Genomic DNA, 17,760 nt, shown 5'->3' with positions numbered 1-17,760 from the left:
CATGAAAAAAAGCTGGAGGAATACCAGCTTTTTTCTTCAATATTAGTTCGTAACTTTAAACAAACGAATACTTTCTTCATATGCAACTTGGAGTTTCTTTGTAATTGGGCCTCTTCCCCCGGTTCCAAACTGTTCATCACCTATTTGAACGACTGGGAATATTTCAAGTGGTGTCGCTGTGAAGAAGCACTCATCAGCTTCAAATACTTCTTGTAGTGAAAATTCTCGTTCTTCTACTTCAATATGTAACTCTTTCGCTAATGTAATAACGAATTGACGTGTAATGCCGTGGAGAATGAAATTGTCAGCCGGATGTGTAATTAATTTATTCTTTTTCACCATAAAGAAATTTGAATGACACCCTTCCGTTACAATTCCATCTCGTACTAATATCGCTTCTTGATAGCCTTGTTCGTTTATTTTATTTTTAATCATAATATTAGGTAGCAGGTTTAAAGATTTTATATGACAGAACTTCCAGCGTATATCCTCTTCTACAGTAACTTTTATTCCTCGTTCCATTGCATTAATTGGCCTTGGAAACGAAACTATATTTGCAAAATATGTTGGCTCCATATTTGATTCATACACATGATTACGCGCTTGAGCACCTCTTGATATTTGCAAATATACATTCCCATCTTCTTGAAATTGATTTTTTTCAATCATTTGATGTAACTCTTCCACTAACTCTTCCTTAGTAAACGGCGGAATTAGTTTTATTTCTTCCATAGAATTAAAGAATCGTTCTAAATGTAAATCTAATAAATGTGGCTTCCCATCATATAGTCTGAATACCTCATATATACCATCCCCAAATTGAAAGCCTCTCTCCTCTAATGGAATCATCGGCTGTTCTTCCTTCGTATTTACCATTCTTCCGTTAAACAAAATCCAATCTTTATGAGTAGCTTTCATTTATTCCCACTCCTTTATTCCATGATTGGTTTAATTGTACAACTTATCCGCATTCAAAAGAAGGAATTTTCTGTATTTTATAGATAAAAAAGCACATCACCCATTTAAAGTGATGTACTCGACCGTTCATTTATTTTAGAAAATATTTTTCAATATCATCTAACATAAGATTTGCAGCTACAATACCACCTGCTGTATTCCAAATCACTTCATCTACTTGGAATACTTTATTATCTTTAGAAGCCTGTAACTGCTTAAAGAGTGGATCTTCTGTCCATTCTTTCGCTAACGTGTTTCCTTCATTATTCTTATCCGCATCTTTATCAGATGTGAAATAGAATATATAGTCCCCGTCCATGTTTGGAATTTGCTCTTTTGTAATTCCTTTTATCGCAAATTCATCTTTATCTTGTAGTGGTGGTCGTTTAAATCCAATATCATTTAATACAACGCCTGAGAATGAATTTTTTTGATAAATACGAACATCACCTGGGACGAAGCGAATAATGGAAACTTTAGAGTTAATTTTATCACCTAATTGTTCTTTTATTGCTGCAATACGCTTTTTATAATCATTAAGAGCATTTTGCCCTTCTTTTTCTTTATTTACAGCTTTTGTATATAGCATAAAGTTTTCTTTCCAATCACCGCGCAATGTTTCAGCATATACTGTTGGCGCGATTTCTTTTAACTGCTCGTATATTTTTTCGTGACGCATTTTATTTCCGATAATTAGATCCGGTTGAAGCTTCATTACCGCCTCTAAATTAATGTCACGCTCAGTTCCTACTACTTTCGTATTTTTTAACTCTTTCGCTAAATGAGGATACCATTCATCACCAGCACGTGGTTTTGTCGTTCCAACTGGCGTTACCCCAACAGTTAAAAGTGCCTCAGCACCCTCATTTGTTAAAACAACAACTCTTTTTGGCGTACCATTTACTGTCGTTTCACCCATTGCATGCTTTATACTATATGAATCCTTTGCCTTTACAGATGTATCTTCATCTTTCTTTTCTTCTTCTTTACCGCACCCTGCGATTACGACCATTAGTAACATAACGCAAAGTATAAGAATATTTTTAGTGCGTGTCATAAGTCCTCCTAGTTGAAATTGATTATCATTTACATTTAAAGATTAATGTATATCTCATACATTGTCAATAGATATATCAGAAAACTTTTTCAATATATATAATTTCAACCTCATTTTTATTCAAAATATTTTTGTACTTATTTGCTACTCACATTTTTTAAACGTAACAAGTGAAAAAGAAATGGGCATAAGAAAGTAATTGTAATTCCAGTCAATACATAACGTATATAATACATATCAGGTATTACTTTTTTTAGTATGAGCTGTATCATGAACATAAAACTAAGACCTACTACTGTTTTTACTACTTGTATTTTAAAATTATTATTTTCGTTCATTTTAATAAATTGATTTTCCAACATGATCCCAATCGTAGAACCTGTCAAAACTCCTAGTAATTTAAAATTATCTATATTGTCTGTCATAAAATACATAATGAGTGAAACAGCCAATACAATTCGTTGTAACAATATAAATTTCCTATCACTTAATCCCACTGTTACTTTCATATATAAATAAACCACTATGATACTAATTAAAACCGCACCTACTATATCACTGAGCCAATGTACACGTAAATAAAGACGAGAAAAAGCAATCAATATTATAAAAATAATTCCAATGATCCAAATGATTCTCTTTTTATATAAACTCATGAATGAACTCCAAAACGTTGCCCCTAACTGGACATGTGTACTTGGAAAAGAATAACCTGCGGCGGATTTTTCATATAAAGCTTGAACTCCATCGTATGTATACGGTCGCGGAATTTTCATGAATTCTTTTACCACTATCCCTATATACCCAGAGAAACAAAGCATAACAATCATATGAAATGCTTTTCTTTTAGAAACGCACCAATATAAAATCGAAATAATAACTAAATACAGCGTTTCATTTGCAATACTAGATATAAATTTGAAAAGTATTGTAAGCATACTTCCCTCCATACTGGTCATCCATTCGAGAAATAAAATATCAATATTAAACATACAAAAACGATACCTCCTAAAAAATTTAATCCTGCTATTTGCCAGCCATTAAGATAAACTAGTTGATTCACATTTCAAATTTATACACCTACTTACGTTACTGATTAAGAATACATAGTACCACATACTAATAACAGATAATATGTAGAATCATCTAATCATTTCAATAAATTAAAATGAATTTTTGAGCTTTATATACAAAAACATCTGTATCTTGTTATCACATTTCTTATATTTCATCTCAAATTGCACCCATCGCAGTTCGTATTGTGTGTTATATGGAACTTCTATTAGATAAAGCTGTTTCTTTCAAAGCTATTACAAATACAAAGAAACCGCCTTAAGTAAGGCGGTTTCTATCATTTTGCTTTAACCAATTTAAAATAAATATATACGATTGATAGTGAATATAACGTATGCAAAACAAAAGGAATAAAAGGGCTATTCCAGTGCTACTATACAGCAAACCGAACTTTAAAAAAATATTTATAAGCGGTGGGAAGTTCGTTATGTTTTGTAATGTAATCAGCATACAAAATAATAGGAAAAACACAGGGGCATATTGTAATTCATACGGCTTTTTCTTCTTATTCATTCTTTTTCGAATGAACATATGGGTTAGCTCTGCTACTAGAAAACACCCTCCAATCAATACAAGACCAGAAGTCATCGTCATATATCCACCTGCCTTATATTTATCCCGCGTAACTACGCATCGTTATATTTTCTTCACATATATTCCATCTTCTTCATTAAATCCAAAGCTCTCTATGAAAGATTTAGCTTGTTCCGTTAATTCCATTTGTATTACCTTTATCTCTTTCACATTTCTTTCTTTCATCATCGTTTCAAATGTAAAATACGTATTTGTTCCATAACCGTAACTTTGATAATCAAAATGAATTATTAACTGAGATAAAACCGCACTCTCCTCTTGAACACGATAATCTATTACACCAATATATGTATCATCAACTTTCACACAATACTGTACCTGATTCTCACTTAAACTATGTGAGCGAAACATTTCTTTAACAACGTTTTCATTTTCTACACTTACTTTTTCAAACGTAATCATATGTTGTCCATCCTTTTACTATTATTGTATCAATAATTCGTTCTATTTATGAAAAAAACCTTAAGATCATATGCGATCTTAAGGTTTTTCTAATTAAACTAAGCTATACGCACGTTTCGTTTCTTCGTGGAACTTATTCGTATCGTATTTATGCTCAACATAAATTTGGTGCCATACCATAAACGCAAGTACAGTCCAAATTTTACGGCTATAATCGCCTTTATCTGCACAATGTGCTTCCAGTAAGTTTAATACATACTGTTTGTCGATTAAATGCTCTGTTTTACTCTCGTTAATAATATTGATAGCCCAATCATGCATTTCGTCTTTTAACCAGTGACGAATTGGTACTGGGAATCCAAGTTTTTTACGATCTAATACGTGATCTGGAACGATTCCGCGTGCTGCTTCACGTAAAATAGCTTTCGTAGTTCCGTTAGCAATCTTAAATTCAGTTGGAATTTTAGATGCAACATCGAACACTTCTTTATCTAAGAACGGTACACGAAGTTCTAATGAATTTGCCATTGTCATTTTATCAGCTTTTAATAAAATGTCACCGCGTAACCATGTGAACATGTCAATGTACTGCATTTTGCTTACATCATCATAATCTTTAATTTCGTTATACAATGGTTTCGTGATATCCATATAGTTAACACTTTCATTGTAATACTTCATTAATTCAACTTTCTCTTCTTCACGGAAGATTTTCGCATTTCCATAGTAACGCTCTTCAATTGGCGTACATCCACGCTCTAGGAAGCTCTTTCCTTTAAAGCCTTCTTTAAGAGCACCACTTAATGCTTTTAGAACGCTCTTACCTGGGCTAGGAATGTAAGAGAACATTTTTAGTGAGTTTGGCTCACGATAAATGTTATACCCACCAAATAGCTCGTCTGCACCTTCACCTGAAAGAACAACTGTTACATGCTTACGTGCTTCTTTTGCAACGAAGTACAATGGTACAGCTGCTGGATCTGCTAAAGGATCATCCATATGCCAAATGATTTTTGGGAACTCATCCATAAACTCTTTCGCTGAAATGAATACGTTATGGTTTTTAACCCCTAATTTCTCAGCAGTTTCTTTGGCAACATCAACTTCACTGAAGCCACGTTGTTCAAAACCAATAGAGAATGTTAAAAGATTTGGATTCATTTCTCTTGCGATAGAAGCGATAATAGATGAATCGATACCACCAGATAAGAATGAACCTACTGGTACATCACTGCGCATATGCACTTTTACTGAATCATATAACACATCACGAATTGCTTGGATATGCTCCTCTTTCGTTGCGCTTGAAGCATTGAAATAAGGTTTCCAGTAGCGATGGATTTCCATCTCTTTACCGACTTCTTTTACGAAATAATGACCAGGCTCGATTTTATTAACATCAATTGTTAATGTTTCTGGCTCTGGACCATATTGGTACGTAAAGTAATGTTGTAGTGACGTCGGATTAACGCCTTTATCTTCCATCACATGCATAATACTTTTCTTCTCAGATGCGAAGAATGTAGTATCACCTTGTTGTGCAATGTATAAAGGTTTAATACCAAAGTGGTCACGTGCACCGAAAAGTTTCTTCTCCTCACGATCCCAAATCATAAATGCAAACATACCGCGAAGATAGTCTACACATTTTTCTTTCATATGTGCATACAATGCAATGATAACTTCTGTATCAGATTGCGTTGCAAACGTTGCACCTTTTTCAAGTAACATTTCACGTAATTCTACATAGTTGTAAATTTCACCATTAAAAATAATTACATATCGATCATTTTCATAAGTTAGCGGCTGATGTCCTGCCTCTAAGTCAATGATGCTTAAACGGCGGAAGCCAAATTGTACATGTTCATCACGAAAATATCCTTCGTCATCTGGACCGCGGTGGAAAATCATCGTGTTCATATTTTCAAATTGATGTTTTTCTGTTTCTGAAAACTCTCTAGGGTTTTCACATAAACATCCTACAAAACCACACATACTTCTTACCCTCTTTCAGTTTTCATTCTGTCTATATACTACTATATCAACCCTATTTATACTAGCATAATCAATTGAATATGGCGACCAAAAACTATAAAAAAATCACTCCATTTCACATTTTTAACATTTTTTTATGAAAACATGAAAACTAGGCAATCACCTTTCTCCGCTTTTGTCATATGATATTGCAAATTGATTTCTAGGAGGGAATACCATGAGTGAAGAAAAAAAAGACACTTCTCGCCCACCGGTTCGCAATTATTTAAAGCAAATTGATGATTTCTTCGAGCAAACACCACTTCGCAATGTAATCGCTGATTTAAATCATTTTTTCCAAAAAGGAAACCGTTTATTAACATTCCCTGTAGATTTATATGAAGTTGGTGAAGAACTCGTTGTTACAGCTGAACTACCAGGTATACAAAAAGAACAAATTCAAATTGAAATACAAAGTGAATACTTAAAAGTCTCTGTAAAAGAAGAGATACTTGAAGAGGCCGAAGAAGAAACATCTCATAACTATTATCGCCGAGAACGTTCCATTTCAGAAGCATCAAGATTGATTAAATTACCGTACTCAATTAATAAAAAAGCAGCGAAAGCTTCGTATCAAAACGGCGTGTTAGAAATTCGAGCACCAAAGCTCCCACAACAGCATGACATTTTATCCATAGACTAATGTAAAAAAAGAAGGGTGCTTTGCACCCTTCTTTTTAATCCACCAATCGCTTCATATCACGTATAATGTCTTCGTACGGCGTATTACTAATGCCACTATACTTTTTCATTACTTTTCCGTTTTGATCAATTAAGTAAAATGATGTTCCATGTATAACTTGACCATTCTCAGGTTTATCTACAAGTGATTGGAAATTATCTTTTGAAAACTTTGTAATATCTTCTAACGAATAACCCGTTAATAAGTTCCAGTTACTAGTATCCTCTGTAAACTTTTGAATGAAAGCCTTTAGATTCTCCGGCTTATCAAGGTCTGGATCTACACTAAACGAAACAAACTGAACGTCTAATTTCTCTTCTTTTGCCATCTTTTGCAGTTTTGCCATATTAGCAGTCATTGGTGGACAAACTGTTTGGCAATTTGTGAACATAAAGTCAGCAACCCAAACTTTTCCTTTTAAATCTTTTGTACCAAATGACTTTCCATCTTGGTTTGTAAATTGGAAAGTTTCTAAATCCCAGTTCAGTGGTTTACGAAGCTTTGAACCTGATCCACTACATCCAGCAAGTACAAAGAGACAAAATACAACCATAAGACCAATTACTTTTTGATAACGCTTCATTTATAAACCTCTTTTCTCTATCCTAAATTTAAATAGGTTATGTTTATCATAACAAAAGTTAACACTACGAGAAAATTGTTTACTACATTTGTTCACGAAATCGTACGAATTTACGTATGTTACTTCTTTATTTCAAGCCAATTACTAGACAAAATTTATTTTTTTACTATTATTTCTCTAAATAGAAGCTGCAAAACGAACTTAATTGTTACTTTTGTAAATGCATCCCCCTATTTTTTAACAATACCTTAAACATTCATCCATGTTATACACTGTATTCCTTAACAACATTTCGGTACAATACAATTACAACGATTTTAAATGAGGTGATGTTCATGACAAAACGTTATGAAAATATGGATAATGTAAGCACAAAAAAATCAATTCGTTCCTTCCTACGTTGGCGAAAAGAGCGAAAACAAAATAAAAAGGATTTTTCTTTTTTAGTAGAACAATCACCTGTTAAACAAAGTAAATTCCTACAAAGCAACTTTGAAAAGACGACTGTAACTTGGATTGGTCATTCCACATTCCTTATCCAAATAAATGGATTAAATATATTAACAGATCCAGTATGGGCTTCAAAATTAAAATTAGTTCCTAGACTTACGGAACCTGGTCTTTCTATACAAGAACTACCTAAAATTGATATTGTCCTCATTTCGCACGGTCATTATGATCATTTAGATTTTTCAACACTTCGCCAGCTAAATGATGATGTTTTATACCTAGTACCCATTGGACTGAAAAAATTATTTACTCGCAAAAAATTTACTAACGTAGAAGAGTATAATTGGTGGGAAAATACAACAATTAGTGCTGTTTCCTTTCACTTTGTCCCTGCCCAGCACTGGACGAGAAGATCCTTATTTGATATGAATACATCTCACTGGGGTGGATGGATTATTAATAATGAAACAACGAAAGAAACCATTTATTTTTGTGGTGACAGTGGCTATTTCCAAGGTTTCAAAGAAATTGGTAAACGCTTTTCAATTGATATTGCTCTTATGCCAATTGGAGCTTATGAACCAGAATGGTTTATGAAAATATCTCACGTTTCACCTGAGGAGGCTGTGCAAGCTTATTTAGACTTAAACGCTACGCACTTTATACCAATGCATTACGGAGCTTTTGCACTCGCAGATGAAACACCTCGTGAGGCAGTAACAAGGCTTCGAAATAATTGGAATTTACGTATGTTACCGTGGGAACAACTACATGTACTCTTTTTAGGCCAAACTTTCACTTATAATAGCGTAACAAATGATAAGCAAACAAATGAAAAAATTGAAACATTACAAGTATAACGTAACTACTTATTTTCAATATCCAACATATACTATAGAAAATCATAAAGTGAAACTTTAATCAGTGGGTGTTTTCTATGAATGAATATTTGCAGACTCGCTATATCATTAGCGGTAGTGCCTGTATAGCCCTTCTTATTTCTTACTTTCTATTCACATAAAAAAGCTACTTGAAAATTCATTTCAAGTAGCTTTTTTATTACTCCGCTAAATACATAAATCCGATTGCTCCCGGACCTGTATGAGTACTAATAATAGGCGTTGTAAAGAAAATTTCTGATTGAGCAAATCCACTCACTTTTTCAACAGCCGCTTTTACATTTTCAGCTAAAGGAATTGCTTTCGCATGTGGAATTGCAACAGCTTTTACAACTTTTCCAGCTGTATCTTCCTCAAATAACTTAGCTAACGTTTTTACAATTTGACCTTGGCTACGCACTTTCGTTACAGGGTTATAAACACCATCTTCGAGGCTAGCAATTGGTTTTATATTAAGTAGCGAACCGATAAACGCTTTTCCTTTACCGATACGCCCACCCTTCACTAAGTTTTCTAATGTATCTACTACTACATATAAACGAGTGTTCTTTCTCACTTCATCTACACGTTTTACAATTTCTTCTAGTGAGCGTCCTTCATTTGCCATTTTCGCAGCTTCTATTACTTGATATGCTAAAGCATGTGTAATAAATTGAGAATCAACAACTGTTACTTTTGTATCGGTCATTGATGCAGCACTATTGGCAGTTGCCACAGTACCACTCATTCCACTTGTCATATGAATAGAAAGCACTTCACTTCCATCTTCACCTAACTTGTCATACATTTCTACAAATGTACCCATTGCCGGTTGTGATGTTTTTGGTAATTCCTCTGATTTGATCATTTCTTCAATAAATTCATCAGGTTGTAAATCAACACGATCTAAATATGTTTGTCCATTTACAGAGATTGATAATGGTAGAACATGAATGTCATACTTCTCAATTACCTCTTGTGATAAATCCGCCGTTGAATCTGTTACAATTTTAATTTTTTGCATATTATATTCTTCCCTTTCCAATACGCTCTCCTTGTTATTATACTAGTATTCCCATTGCTTTCAACAATTTGGAACGAAATTTAATCAAATTAATTATATTTTTATATCTAAAATGAAAAAGACAGAGCTGCAAACCCTGTCCACACTCTATATCATGCATTTTTTTCGAGAGTATTTGTTTTATATACACTTAAATAATCATTCCACTTCAAACAATTTTGTAAATATTCACGGAAAGAATACGAAAATCTTGGGTGTTTTTGTTTTTGAATTTTTGCAATAAACAATTGAAGACGAGACTGAATTAGAAACGATAATGGATGCTGCGCCTGTAGGACAGGGATCTCGAATATTTTAATACAATCCCCTGTTGAATGAGTGAAATAAAAACTTTTCGTAATCACAATATCAATCCTCTTTTTTATTGGATTTTTGAACTTCCTCTACTTTACGCTGTAACACTTTGTTTAAAGTGGAGACTCCTATGAATACAAAAGTATCCTTGGACAATCCCTATAGTTCTTATGGTTAGAAGATTTATACCCTATTCATCTCCACCTAATCCATCCCCCATCCTACATAGCCGATAAGACGAGGACTCGTTATCCGTAAATTGCTTAATACATTCAGTATAAACATATAAAAGCGCAAAGTTTGTCTAAATTTTGGAGATTCTATAATTTTTTTCTTCTATATATTGTATACGTTTATAGCTATAGTATAACAACTAAATAAAAAAAGTGCCTTTATAACGAGGCACTTTTCGACTGTATGTCTTCTTCTCTTTTCTTTTTTCTCTTACTAACAATCTTTGATAAAGCGATACTAATTTCATAAATACAAATAAGTGGTACCGCAACTAAACTATGAGATAAAAAATCTGGCGGTGATATACACGATGCAATGATAATCAATGCTACGTAAGCATACCTTCTTATTTTTATTAAAAATTCCGCCGTCAATAGTCCAATACTCGTTAAAAACATGACAACTACAGGCAATTCAAAAATCACAGCAAATGGAACTGTTAAATTCAGAACAAAATGAAAATACTTTTCTGTCGTAAACATCGTATTAAACATTTCATTACCTATCGTAGTTAGAAAATGAAATAAAAATGGCATTACAATGAAATATCCAAAGCATAAACCTGCAATAAATAATATAGACAATACCGGTATATACATTACTGTCATTTTTTGTTCATTTGGATGTAAACCCGGTTTTACAAATAACCAAATTTGTATAGCAGCAAAAGGAATTGTACAAACGATAGCAAATACTGTAGCAATCGAGAAAAAAATCCACAATACATCACTTGGACCGAGAACAGTTAATTTCATTGGTAAATCTTTTACAAGCCAAAAATAAATATCCTTCGTAAAAGTAAATCCAACAATTAAAAATAGCACAAAGGATAGCACTGTATATATTACTCGTTTGCGAAGCTCAACTATATGTTCTACTACACTCATTTCCCGATCTTCCATCTCGTTCACCACACTTTATTTATCCATTACAAGGAAAATTCATTACATTTTTTCTTTCTTTTCCTTCTCTTGAAATGCATCATCAGTCAATTCTTTCGTTGATTTTTTAAATTCTTTTAACGTTTCCCCTAAAGCCTTTCCGATTTCCGGCAATTTTTTCGGCCCAAATAAAATGAGTACAGCTACTAAAATTAAAATTAATCCTGGAAAGCCAATATTTGAAAACATTTCTCCATCCCCTTTATTAGTAGATTCCTTGTCCTACTATTGCATAATTTTATTTTGTCAAAAAAGTTTGAAAACGTCAACAAAACCATTGCCTTTTGTCAAAAAAATTCAAAAATATAATCAATTATACAAATTTCATTTTCTATTGCTCTTGTGTATGATATGGTAAAGGAAACGACATATTATTTTATGATAGTAGAAAGGATTTGCATTATGACTGAAAAAATGACACGAATGACACAATTTGTGAAAGAAGAAATTGCAAATGCAATTACACATGGTATCGGTGCCATTTTAAGCATCCCTGCCTTAATCATATTGATTATACATGCCTCTAAGCATGGTACTGCATCTGCTGTAGTTGCATTTACGGTTTATGGTGTAAGTATGTTCTTACTGTATTTGTTTTCGACATTGTTACATAGCATCCACCATCCAAAAGTAGAAAAATTATTTACTATACTAGATCACTCAGCCATTTATTTATTAATTGCTGGCACATATACTCCTTTTTTACTGATTACGCTTCGTGGACCATTAGGCTGGACGTTACTCGCTATAATATGGACACTAGCAATCGGAGGTATCGTCTTTAAAATTTTCTTTGTACGCCGCTTTATTAAAGCATCAACATTATGTTATATCATCATGGGGTGGCTCATAATCGTTGCAATTAAACCACTGTATGAAAATCTAACTGGACATGGTTTTTCACTACTTTTAGCGGGCGGAATTTTATATTCTGTAGGGGCTATATTCTTCCTTTGGGAAAAGTTACCTTTCAATCATGCCATCTGGCATCTTTTCGTTTTAGGTGGTAGTGCGATGATGTTCTTCTGCGTACTCTTTTATGTTTTACCTACAGCATAAAAAAAGGTTTCAGCTTATATCAAGCTGAAACCTTTTTCATTACTTATGTAATTGTGATGCGATAACATCTTGTGTATGCTTCGTTAACTCTTTAATATCCATATTCGCATACTCTTCAGGTGTAATCGGCTTAGAAATTGTTACTGTTGCATGAGCTGGTTTCATTCGATTTCCATTCGCTTCAAACATTTTATATGTCCCATCTAATGTTACAGGTAAGATTGCTACACCAGATTTTACTGCAAGGTGAAAACTCCCAGCCTTAAACTCTCCAATTTCGCCACCCTTACTTCTCGTTCCTTCTGGGAAGATTACGATCGAATGTCCATTCTTTAATAGTTCAATTCCATCTTTAATCGCTTGAAGAGATTGACGACGATCATTACGATTCATAAATACACAATTCATAAGTTCCATCCAAGTTGGTACAACTGGGAACTTCTTAATCTCTGCTTTTGAAACGAATCCAATTGGTTTATTTAAGTAACCTAATAATACAGGAATATCCATATTACTTTGATGATTACTTACAACTAGTACCGGCTTATCTTTTGGAACATTTTCAAGTCCCTTTACTTCAACTGTAGATCCAGCTACACGTACCATTTTCTTACCAAACCAATTTGTCGTTTTGTACACAACATTATCTTTTTCTTGTGGCGACATCGTATTTACTTGTCTTTTCAGACGCCACATCCTCGGTGTAATCGCAATTACGATTAAAATTAAATAAAAGATTTTAAAAAACGTTTGAATCATACAGAACCCCCACCTATTATCATTCCGACCTTCATTATACTAGACAAACGAAGGAAAAAGAAGAAAAAATGTCCAAACAACAGGTGTTTGGACATTTTTAAACATTTTATATTAGAAACGTTTTGCTAATTCACGAGCATTAGCAATTGCTACTTCTTTAATTTCTTGTGCTTTTTCAGGGTTTGCATTCATACCTTCAACTGCAATATATTCAGTATCATTTACACCAACGAATTCTAATACTGTTTTTAAGTGATTGCGACCGAAGTCTACAGATGCGTATGCTCCTTCAGAATAAACGCCACCTGTTGCTTGAATGTGAAGTGCTTTTTTGCCTTCTAATAAGCCAACTGGACCATTTTCAGTATACTTGAATGTTTTACCTGCAATTGCTACGTTATCTAAGTATGCTTTTACTACTGGTGGATAGCTAAAGTTCCACATTGGAGTTACGAATACATAACGATCCGCATGCATAAATGTTTCTAAGTTTGTGTTCATTGCTGCAACTTTTTGTTGTTGAACTTCAGTTAAAGTTTCAAAGCCTTCACCTGCTGCAAATTTACCCCAAGCAGCGAATACATCTGCATCGATTGCCGGTACTGTAGTGTTGAATAGATCAACTGTTACAACTTCGTCTTGTGGATGTTCGTTTTTATAAGCTTCGATAAAAGCTTCCCCTACTGCCATTCCATAAGAACCTTCTGCTGAATTTGGATTTGCTGTAATAAATAGTACTTTTGTCATTGTATTCTCTCCCTTTTAAACATTTTATCTTTAATTTGAGATTTATAATTCGAAAGTAAATAACTTACCTTATGTAAGTATAATACAAAAAGTTATATGATATGTCAATAAAAAATAGCTACTTTTTTTTCGTAAGTTAATGATTTATTTTGTTTCTGTAAAATTCGGTATACAGATATCATGATTTCCCCATACAAAAAGGCTACCTCTACAAATGATAGAGATAGCCTTTTATTACATATTATTTTTGAAAAACATTTTTCACTTTTTCAGCTGGAATGTTACTTCCGCCTCTACCTTTTACATCTTCAATCATCATTGTAATGACCATATCTGGTGAATTTAAATCAAATGCAGCGAACCAGCCTAGCTCTTTTCCTTCGGCCTCTTTTGATACTTTTAATTCCGCTGTGCCTGTTTTTCCAGCAAGCGTCTTACCATCAATTTTAGCAATTTTCCCAGTACCATCTGGATCATTAATTACTTTCGTCATAGCAGTTTTTAAAATATCCTGGTTTCCTTTTGAAATGACATTCTCTTTCCAAACTTTTGGTTGCTTATCTGTTTTAATAATATATGGAGAAGGTATGTTTCCATCATTAACAATTGGTGCGTACGTTAATGCTAGATGGAGTGGCGTCATTAACACTTGCCCTTGTCCATAACCTGTGTCTGCCATTTGAATATCGTTTTTAATGCCATCATTTGCAATTTTAGAAGCTGGGAATCCATATTCAATTGGGAGTTTCTCATCGAATCCGAATTTTTTCGCTTCACTCATAAATTTATCTTTTCCGATTTTCAAAGCTTCTTGTGCGAAATAAATATTATCCGAGTATTTCATCGCTTTATCAAAATCAATCGGATTTGCATCTTTTACACGTGTTACATAATAATTACCCCAAGAAGAATCTTTTGTCCATTTTAACCCTTCAATTTTCAACTCTTCTTTTGGATCAATTGTTTTCGTTTCAAGACCGATTGCAGCTGTAATCGGCTTAAATACAGATCCTGGAACTGATAATTGTGTAAATCGATTCGTCATCGGTTTTTTCGGATCATTATTTACCGCATCACGTTGCGCTTTTGACGCCCCTCTTGTAAGGGTATTTGGGTTATAAGCTGGTGTGCTCACAAGTGCAAGTGTTTCTCCAGTCTTTGGATTAATGGCTGCACTTGATCCTACTTCATTTTTCATTTCATTGTAAATTTCGCTTTGAACTGCACTGTCAATCGTTAAAGTTACATTTTCTCCATCAACAGCATCTGTTTTTGCTAAATTTTTAATTTCTTTTCCTTGTGCATCTTCTATGAAGACACGACCGCCTTTTTTACCGCGTAACTTTTCTTCCAGTACTTGCTCTAAACCAGCTTTACCTACTGGATCATCTGCTTGATAGCCTTTCTTTTGTAGCGTTTTTAAATCTTCAGCATTCACTTTTCCAATATAGCCAGTAAGATGTGCTGCTTCTTCTCCTAATGGATATGAGCGAACATTTACTGGCTTTGTTGCAACACCAGGTAAATCTATGTACGTATTTTGGGTTGCTCCTTCAGGCAATATTCCCATTGGTACAAGGTAATTTGGTTTTACCCATTTCGCTGCTAGTTTTTGATCAATTTCTTCGACAGACATATTTAGCAACTTTGCTACCGTTTCTTTCGTTTGCGGAGCTGCATCACCTAACTGTTCAGGAATCAATCCGATTTCAGAAGCTTTACCATTTACTGCAAGATATTTACCATTACGGTCATATATTTCTCCGCGCTTCGGTTGTGTCGTTTGCATACGCACTTTACTATCTTTCGTCATACCTGGGAATATAAAATCAGGAGTCCAATCTACTTTCCAAGATTCTTTATCTCCATCTTTTTCTTTCACCATTTTTGCTTCATGACCAAAAGTGATTTTTCCACCTACTGTATCCATACTTACTTTAAAAGGAACAGGACCTTCATCTTTTTTATCTTCTTTTACTTCCCCTGTTTCTACTTTTAAATCTTTCACTTCAATGCCAGAATAAATTTTTTCATATTTCTCAGTGAATTCTTTCTTTGAAATATCTTTTTTTGCCTTTTCTGATAATTGATCATACATTTCTGCAAACTTTTGTTTATTCCATGCTTTTGCATATGTATTAAACGCGTCTTGTGGTTTTTCTTCTTTACCGCATCCGACTAACATGAATGTTAAGCAAAGAAAAAGAATCCCCCATATCTTTTTCAATCGATTCTCCTCCTCTTTCTATACAAATACTTTAGAAAATATTAGCATTTTTACATGCTATCTTTCATTATAGCACTATCGAATCTCATCTATAAACTTATATTGATGAATACAAATAAAAAGATTGATGTGAATGTTCACATCAATCTTTATTATTATTGTTGCTTCTCATATACATGGTAATAGTACGTATACGGATTTTTTTCATCCGTTAAGCCTTTTTCTACAAAAATCTCTTTCCAATTTGTCATATCCATTTCTGGGAAGAATGTATCCCCTTCAAATGCATAGTGGATTTTTGTTATATATAACTTATCTACGTAAGGTAAAAAGAGATCATAAATTTGCGCTCCGCCAAAAATAAAAATCTCCTCTTCATTTTTGCATAATTCAAACACTTCTTCAACAGAATGTGCTACTTCACAGCCTTCAACATGATACCCTTCATTACGAGTTACAATAATATTACGTCTGCCAGGCAGTGGTCTACCAATCGCTTCGTAATTCTTTCGGCCCATAATAAGTGAATGACCCATCGTTGTTTTCTTTACATACTGTAATTCACTTGGTAATCGCCAAGGTAAATTATTATCTTTACCAATTACTCTATTCTCGTCCATTGCGACCATAAATGAAACAATCATCTTTTCATCTCCTCTACAATTATACTGCAACCGGTGCTTTAATTGCTGGGTGTGGATCATATCCTTCAATCGTTAAGTCTTCCATTTCAAAATCAAACACAGATTTCACATCTGGATTTAATGTAAGTTTCGGGAATGGACGTGGTTCACGTGCCAATTGCTTTTCTACTTGCTCAAAATGATTCGTATAAATGTGAGCATCTCCAATTGTATGAACAAATTCTCCTACTTCAAGTCCGCATTCATGTGCAATTAAATGTGTTAGTAGCGAGTAGCTTGCAATGTTAAATGGAATTCCAAGGAATATATCTCCACTTCTTTGATATAGCTGACAAGAAAGTTTGCCATCCGCTACATAAAATTGGAATAGCGTGTGACAAGGAGGTAATGCCATACTTGGTATATCTTCAGGATTCCAAGCAGAAACAATGAGACGACGTGAGTCCGGTGTTTTTTTGATCATTTCAATTACATCTTTTAATTGATCAAGCGTCTCACCAGCTGTTGTTTTCCAGGCACGCCACTGCTTTCCGTATACGTCTCCTAAATAACCATATTTATTTGAGAAATCATCATCTTCTAAAACGTTCTTTTTAAACAATTCCATTTGCTCATCATATTGCACTTTAAATTCCTCATCTTGTTGTGAGCGAAGACCGAAATCAGTCATATCAGGACCAGTATATTCGTCACTTTCTACCCAGCTCTTAAATGCCCATTCATTCCAAATATTATTATTATGCTGCAATAAATAGCGAATATTTGTGTCACCTTTCATAAACCAAAGCAGTTCACTTGCTACAAGGCGAAATGGTACTCTCTTTGTCGTTAATAAAGGAAAACCTTTACTTAGATCAAAACGCATTTGATATCCAAATACAGATACAGTGCCTGTCCCTGTACGATCTTCTTTCTTCGTACCATGCTCCATTACATGGCGGCATAAATTTAAGTATTCATATTCAGCATGTTTCATATGTAGAAAAACCTTCTTTCAATCGTATATGAAATTTATCATAACATGAAAAACATCGAATTTAATAATCCAAATCAATAAAAA

Annotated in this window: 19 protein-coding genes; 3 read left to right on the top strand and 16 right to left on the bottom strand. The window is 33.8% G+C overall.

Features of this window, described 5'->3' with window-relative positions; translation table 11 throughout:
- Window positions 1-42: 42 nt before the first annotated feature.
- The 6 genes from dat to asnB form a co-directional block, all read right to left on the bottom strand.
- Entirely contained in the window at window positions 43-918 is an 876-nt protein-coding gene (gene dat / locus BAQ44_RS23090; RefSeq protein ID WP_071724067.1) for a D-amino-acid transaminase, read from the bottom strand.
- Window positions 919-1,048: 130 nt separating this feature from the next.
- Window positions 1,049-2,014, bottom strand: coding sequence for an ABC transporter substrate-binding protein (locus tag BAQ44_RS23085; protein ID WP_071724066.1), 966 nt, complete (start codon window positions 2,012-2,014; stop codon window positions 1,049-1,051).
- Window positions 2,015-2,151: 137 nt separating this feature from the next.
- Window positions 2,152-3,006 carry a phosphatase PAP2 family protein gene (locus tag BAQ44_RS23080; RefSeq protein WP_071724064.1) on the bottom strand — a complete coding sequence of 285 codons (855 nt, stop codon included), beginning with the start codon at window positions 3,004-3,006 and terminating at the stop codon, window positions 2,152-2,154.
- A gap of 340 nt (window positions 3,007-3,346) precedes the next feature.
- Window positions 3,347-3,676 (bottom strand): hypothetical protein, encoded by a 330-nt coding sequence (locus tag BAQ44_RS23075; protein ID WP_071724063.1) that lies wholly within the window; start codon window positions 3,674-3,676, stop codon window positions 3,347-3,349.
- 48 nt (window positions 3,677-3,724) lie between these two features.
- Window positions 3,725-4,084: a GNAT family N-acetyltransferase gene (locus tag BAQ44_RS23070; protein ID WP_063262769.1), complete on the bottom strand. Its 360-nt coding sequence runs from the start codon at window positions 4,082-4,084 to the stop codon at window positions 3,725-3,727.
- 93 nt (window positions 4,085-4,177) lie between these two features.
- On the bottom strand, window positions 4,178-6,079 hold the full coding sequence (asnB, locus tag BAQ44_RS23065) for an asparagine synthase (glutamine-hydrolyzing) (RefSeq protein WP_000333823.1): 1,902 nt from the start codon (window positions 6,077-6,079) through the stop codon (window positions 4,178-4,180).
- A gap of 217 nt (window positions 6,080-6,296) precedes the next feature.
- Between asnB and BAQ44_RS23060 the strand changes: the two genes are divergently transcribed.
- Window positions 6,297-6,761 carry an Hsp20/alpha crystallin family protein gene (locus BAQ44_RS23060; RefSeq protein WP_063262767.1) on the top strand — a complete coding sequence of 155 codons (465 nt, stop codon included), beginning with the start codon at window positions 6,297-6,299 and terminating at the stop codon, window positions 6,759-6,761.
- Window positions 6,762-6,795: 34 nt separating this feature from the next.
- Here BAQ44_RS23060 and BAQ44_RS23055 read toward each other — a convergent pair whose 3' ends face one another.
- Window positions 6,796-7,383, bottom strand: coding sequence for an SCO family protein (locus tag BAQ44_RS23055; protein ID WP_061679538.1), 588 nt, complete (start codon window positions 7,381-7,383; stop codon window positions 6,796-6,798).
- A 335-nt stretch (window positions 7,384-7,718) separates the two neighbouring features.
- Between BAQ44_RS23055 and BAQ44_RS23050 the strand changes: the two genes are divergently transcribed.
- Window positions 7,719-8,693 (top strand): MBL fold metallo-hydrolase, encoded by a 975-nt coding sequence (locus BAQ44_RS23050; RefSeq protein WP_071724061.1) that lies wholly within the window; start codon window positions 7,719-7,721, stop codon window positions 8,691-8,693.
- Between the two features lie 199 nt (window positions 8,694-8,892).
- Here the strand turns inward: BAQ44_RS23050 and BAQ44_RS23045 are convergent, their stop codons facing one another.
- From BAQ44_RS23045 to BAQ44_RS23030, 4 genes are all read right to left on the bottom strand, one after another.
- Window positions 8,893-9,735 carry a DegV family protein gene (locus tag BAQ44_RS23045; protein WP_071724236.1) on the bottom strand — a complete coding sequence of 281 codons (843 nt, stop codon included), beginning with the start codon at window positions 9,733-9,735 and terminating at the stop codon, window positions 8,893-8,895.
- 152 nt (window positions 9,736-9,887) lie between these two features.
- On the bottom strand, window positions 9,888-10,139 hold the full coding sequence (locus BAQ44_RS23040) for a DUF2535 family protein (protein WP_063262765.1): 252 nt from the start codon (window positions 10,137-10,139) through the stop codon (window positions 9,888-9,890).
- A 342-nt stretch (window positions 10,140-10,481) separates the two neighbouring features.
- Complete coding sequence (tatC, locus tag BAQ44_RS23035) at window positions 10,482-11,225, bottom strand: twin-arginine translocase subunit TatC (RefSeq protein WP_061679536.1); 744 nt, start codon at window positions 11,223-11,225, stop codon at window positions 10,482-10,484.
- A 42-nt stretch (window positions 11,226-11,267) separates the two neighbouring features.
- Window positions 11,268-11,453, bottom strand: a complete 186-nt coding sequence (locus tag BAQ44_RS23030; protein WP_000492443.1) for a twin-arginine translocase TatA/TatE family subunit — start codon at window positions 11,451-11,453, stop codon at window positions 11,268-11,270.
- 213 nt (window positions 11,454-11,666) lie between these two features.
- Here BAQ44_RS23030 and trhA point away from each other — a divergent pair, with 213 nt between their 5' ends.
- The gene (gene trhA / locus BAQ44_RS23025) at window positions 11,667-12,323 is read left to right on the top strand and encodes a PAQR family membrane homeostasis protein TrhA (protein WP_061679535.1); all 657 of its coding nucleotides are present in this window, start codon (window positions 11,667-11,669) and stop codon (window positions 12,321-12,323) included.
- A gap of 39 nt (window positions 12,324-12,362) precedes the next feature.
- Here the strand turns inward: trhA and BAQ44_RS23020 are convergent, their stop codons facing one another.
- The 5 genes from BAQ44_RS23020 to BAQ44_RS23000 form a co-directional block, all read right to left on the bottom strand.
- The gene (locus BAQ44_RS23020) at window positions 12,363-13,082 is read right to left on the bottom strand and encodes a lysophospholipid acyltransferase family protein (RefSeq protein WP_071724059.1); all 720 of its coding nucleotides are present in this window, start codon (window positions 13,080-13,082) and stop codon (window positions 12,363-12,365) included.
- Between the two features lie 111 nt (window positions 13,083-13,193).
- The gene (locus BAQ44_RS23015; RefSeq protein WP_071724057.1) at window positions 13,194-13,829 is read right to left on the bottom strand and encodes an FMN-dependent NADH-azoreductase; all 636 of its coding nucleotides are present in this window, start codon (window positions 13,827-13,829) and stop codon (window positions 13,194-13,196) included.
- A gap of 241 nt (window positions 13,830-14,070) precedes the next feature.
- Window positions 14,071-16,056, bottom strand: coding sequence for a penicillin-binding protein 3 (pbpC, locus tag BAQ44_RS23010; protein WP_071724055.1), 1,986 nt, complete (start codon window positions 16,054-16,056; stop codon window positions 14,071-14,073).
- Window positions 16,057-16,211: 155 nt separating this feature from the next.
- Window positions 16,212-16,700, bottom strand: coding sequence for a dihydrofolate reductase (locus tag BAQ44_RS23005; protein ID WP_063262762.1), 489 nt, complete (start codon window positions 16,698-16,700; stop codon window positions 16,212-16,214).
- 19 nt (window positions 16,701-16,719) lie between these two features.
- Window positions 16,720-17,676, bottom strand: coding sequence for a thymidylate synthase (locus tag BAQ44_RS23000; RefSeq protein WP_071724053.1), 957 nt, complete (start codon window positions 17,674-17,676; stop codon window positions 16,720-16,722).
- Between the last annotated feature and the right edge of the window lie 84 nt (window positions 17,677-17,760).

This window comes from Bacillus mobilis (genome assembly GCF_001884045.1).
In the GTDB taxonomy this organism is placed as follows: Bacteria; Bacillota; Bacilli; order Bacillales; family Bacillaceae_G; genus Bacillus_A; species Bacillus_A mobilis.
Note: the sequence above shows the minus strand (reverse complement) of the source record. Positions and strands in the feature narration are given on the sequence as shown.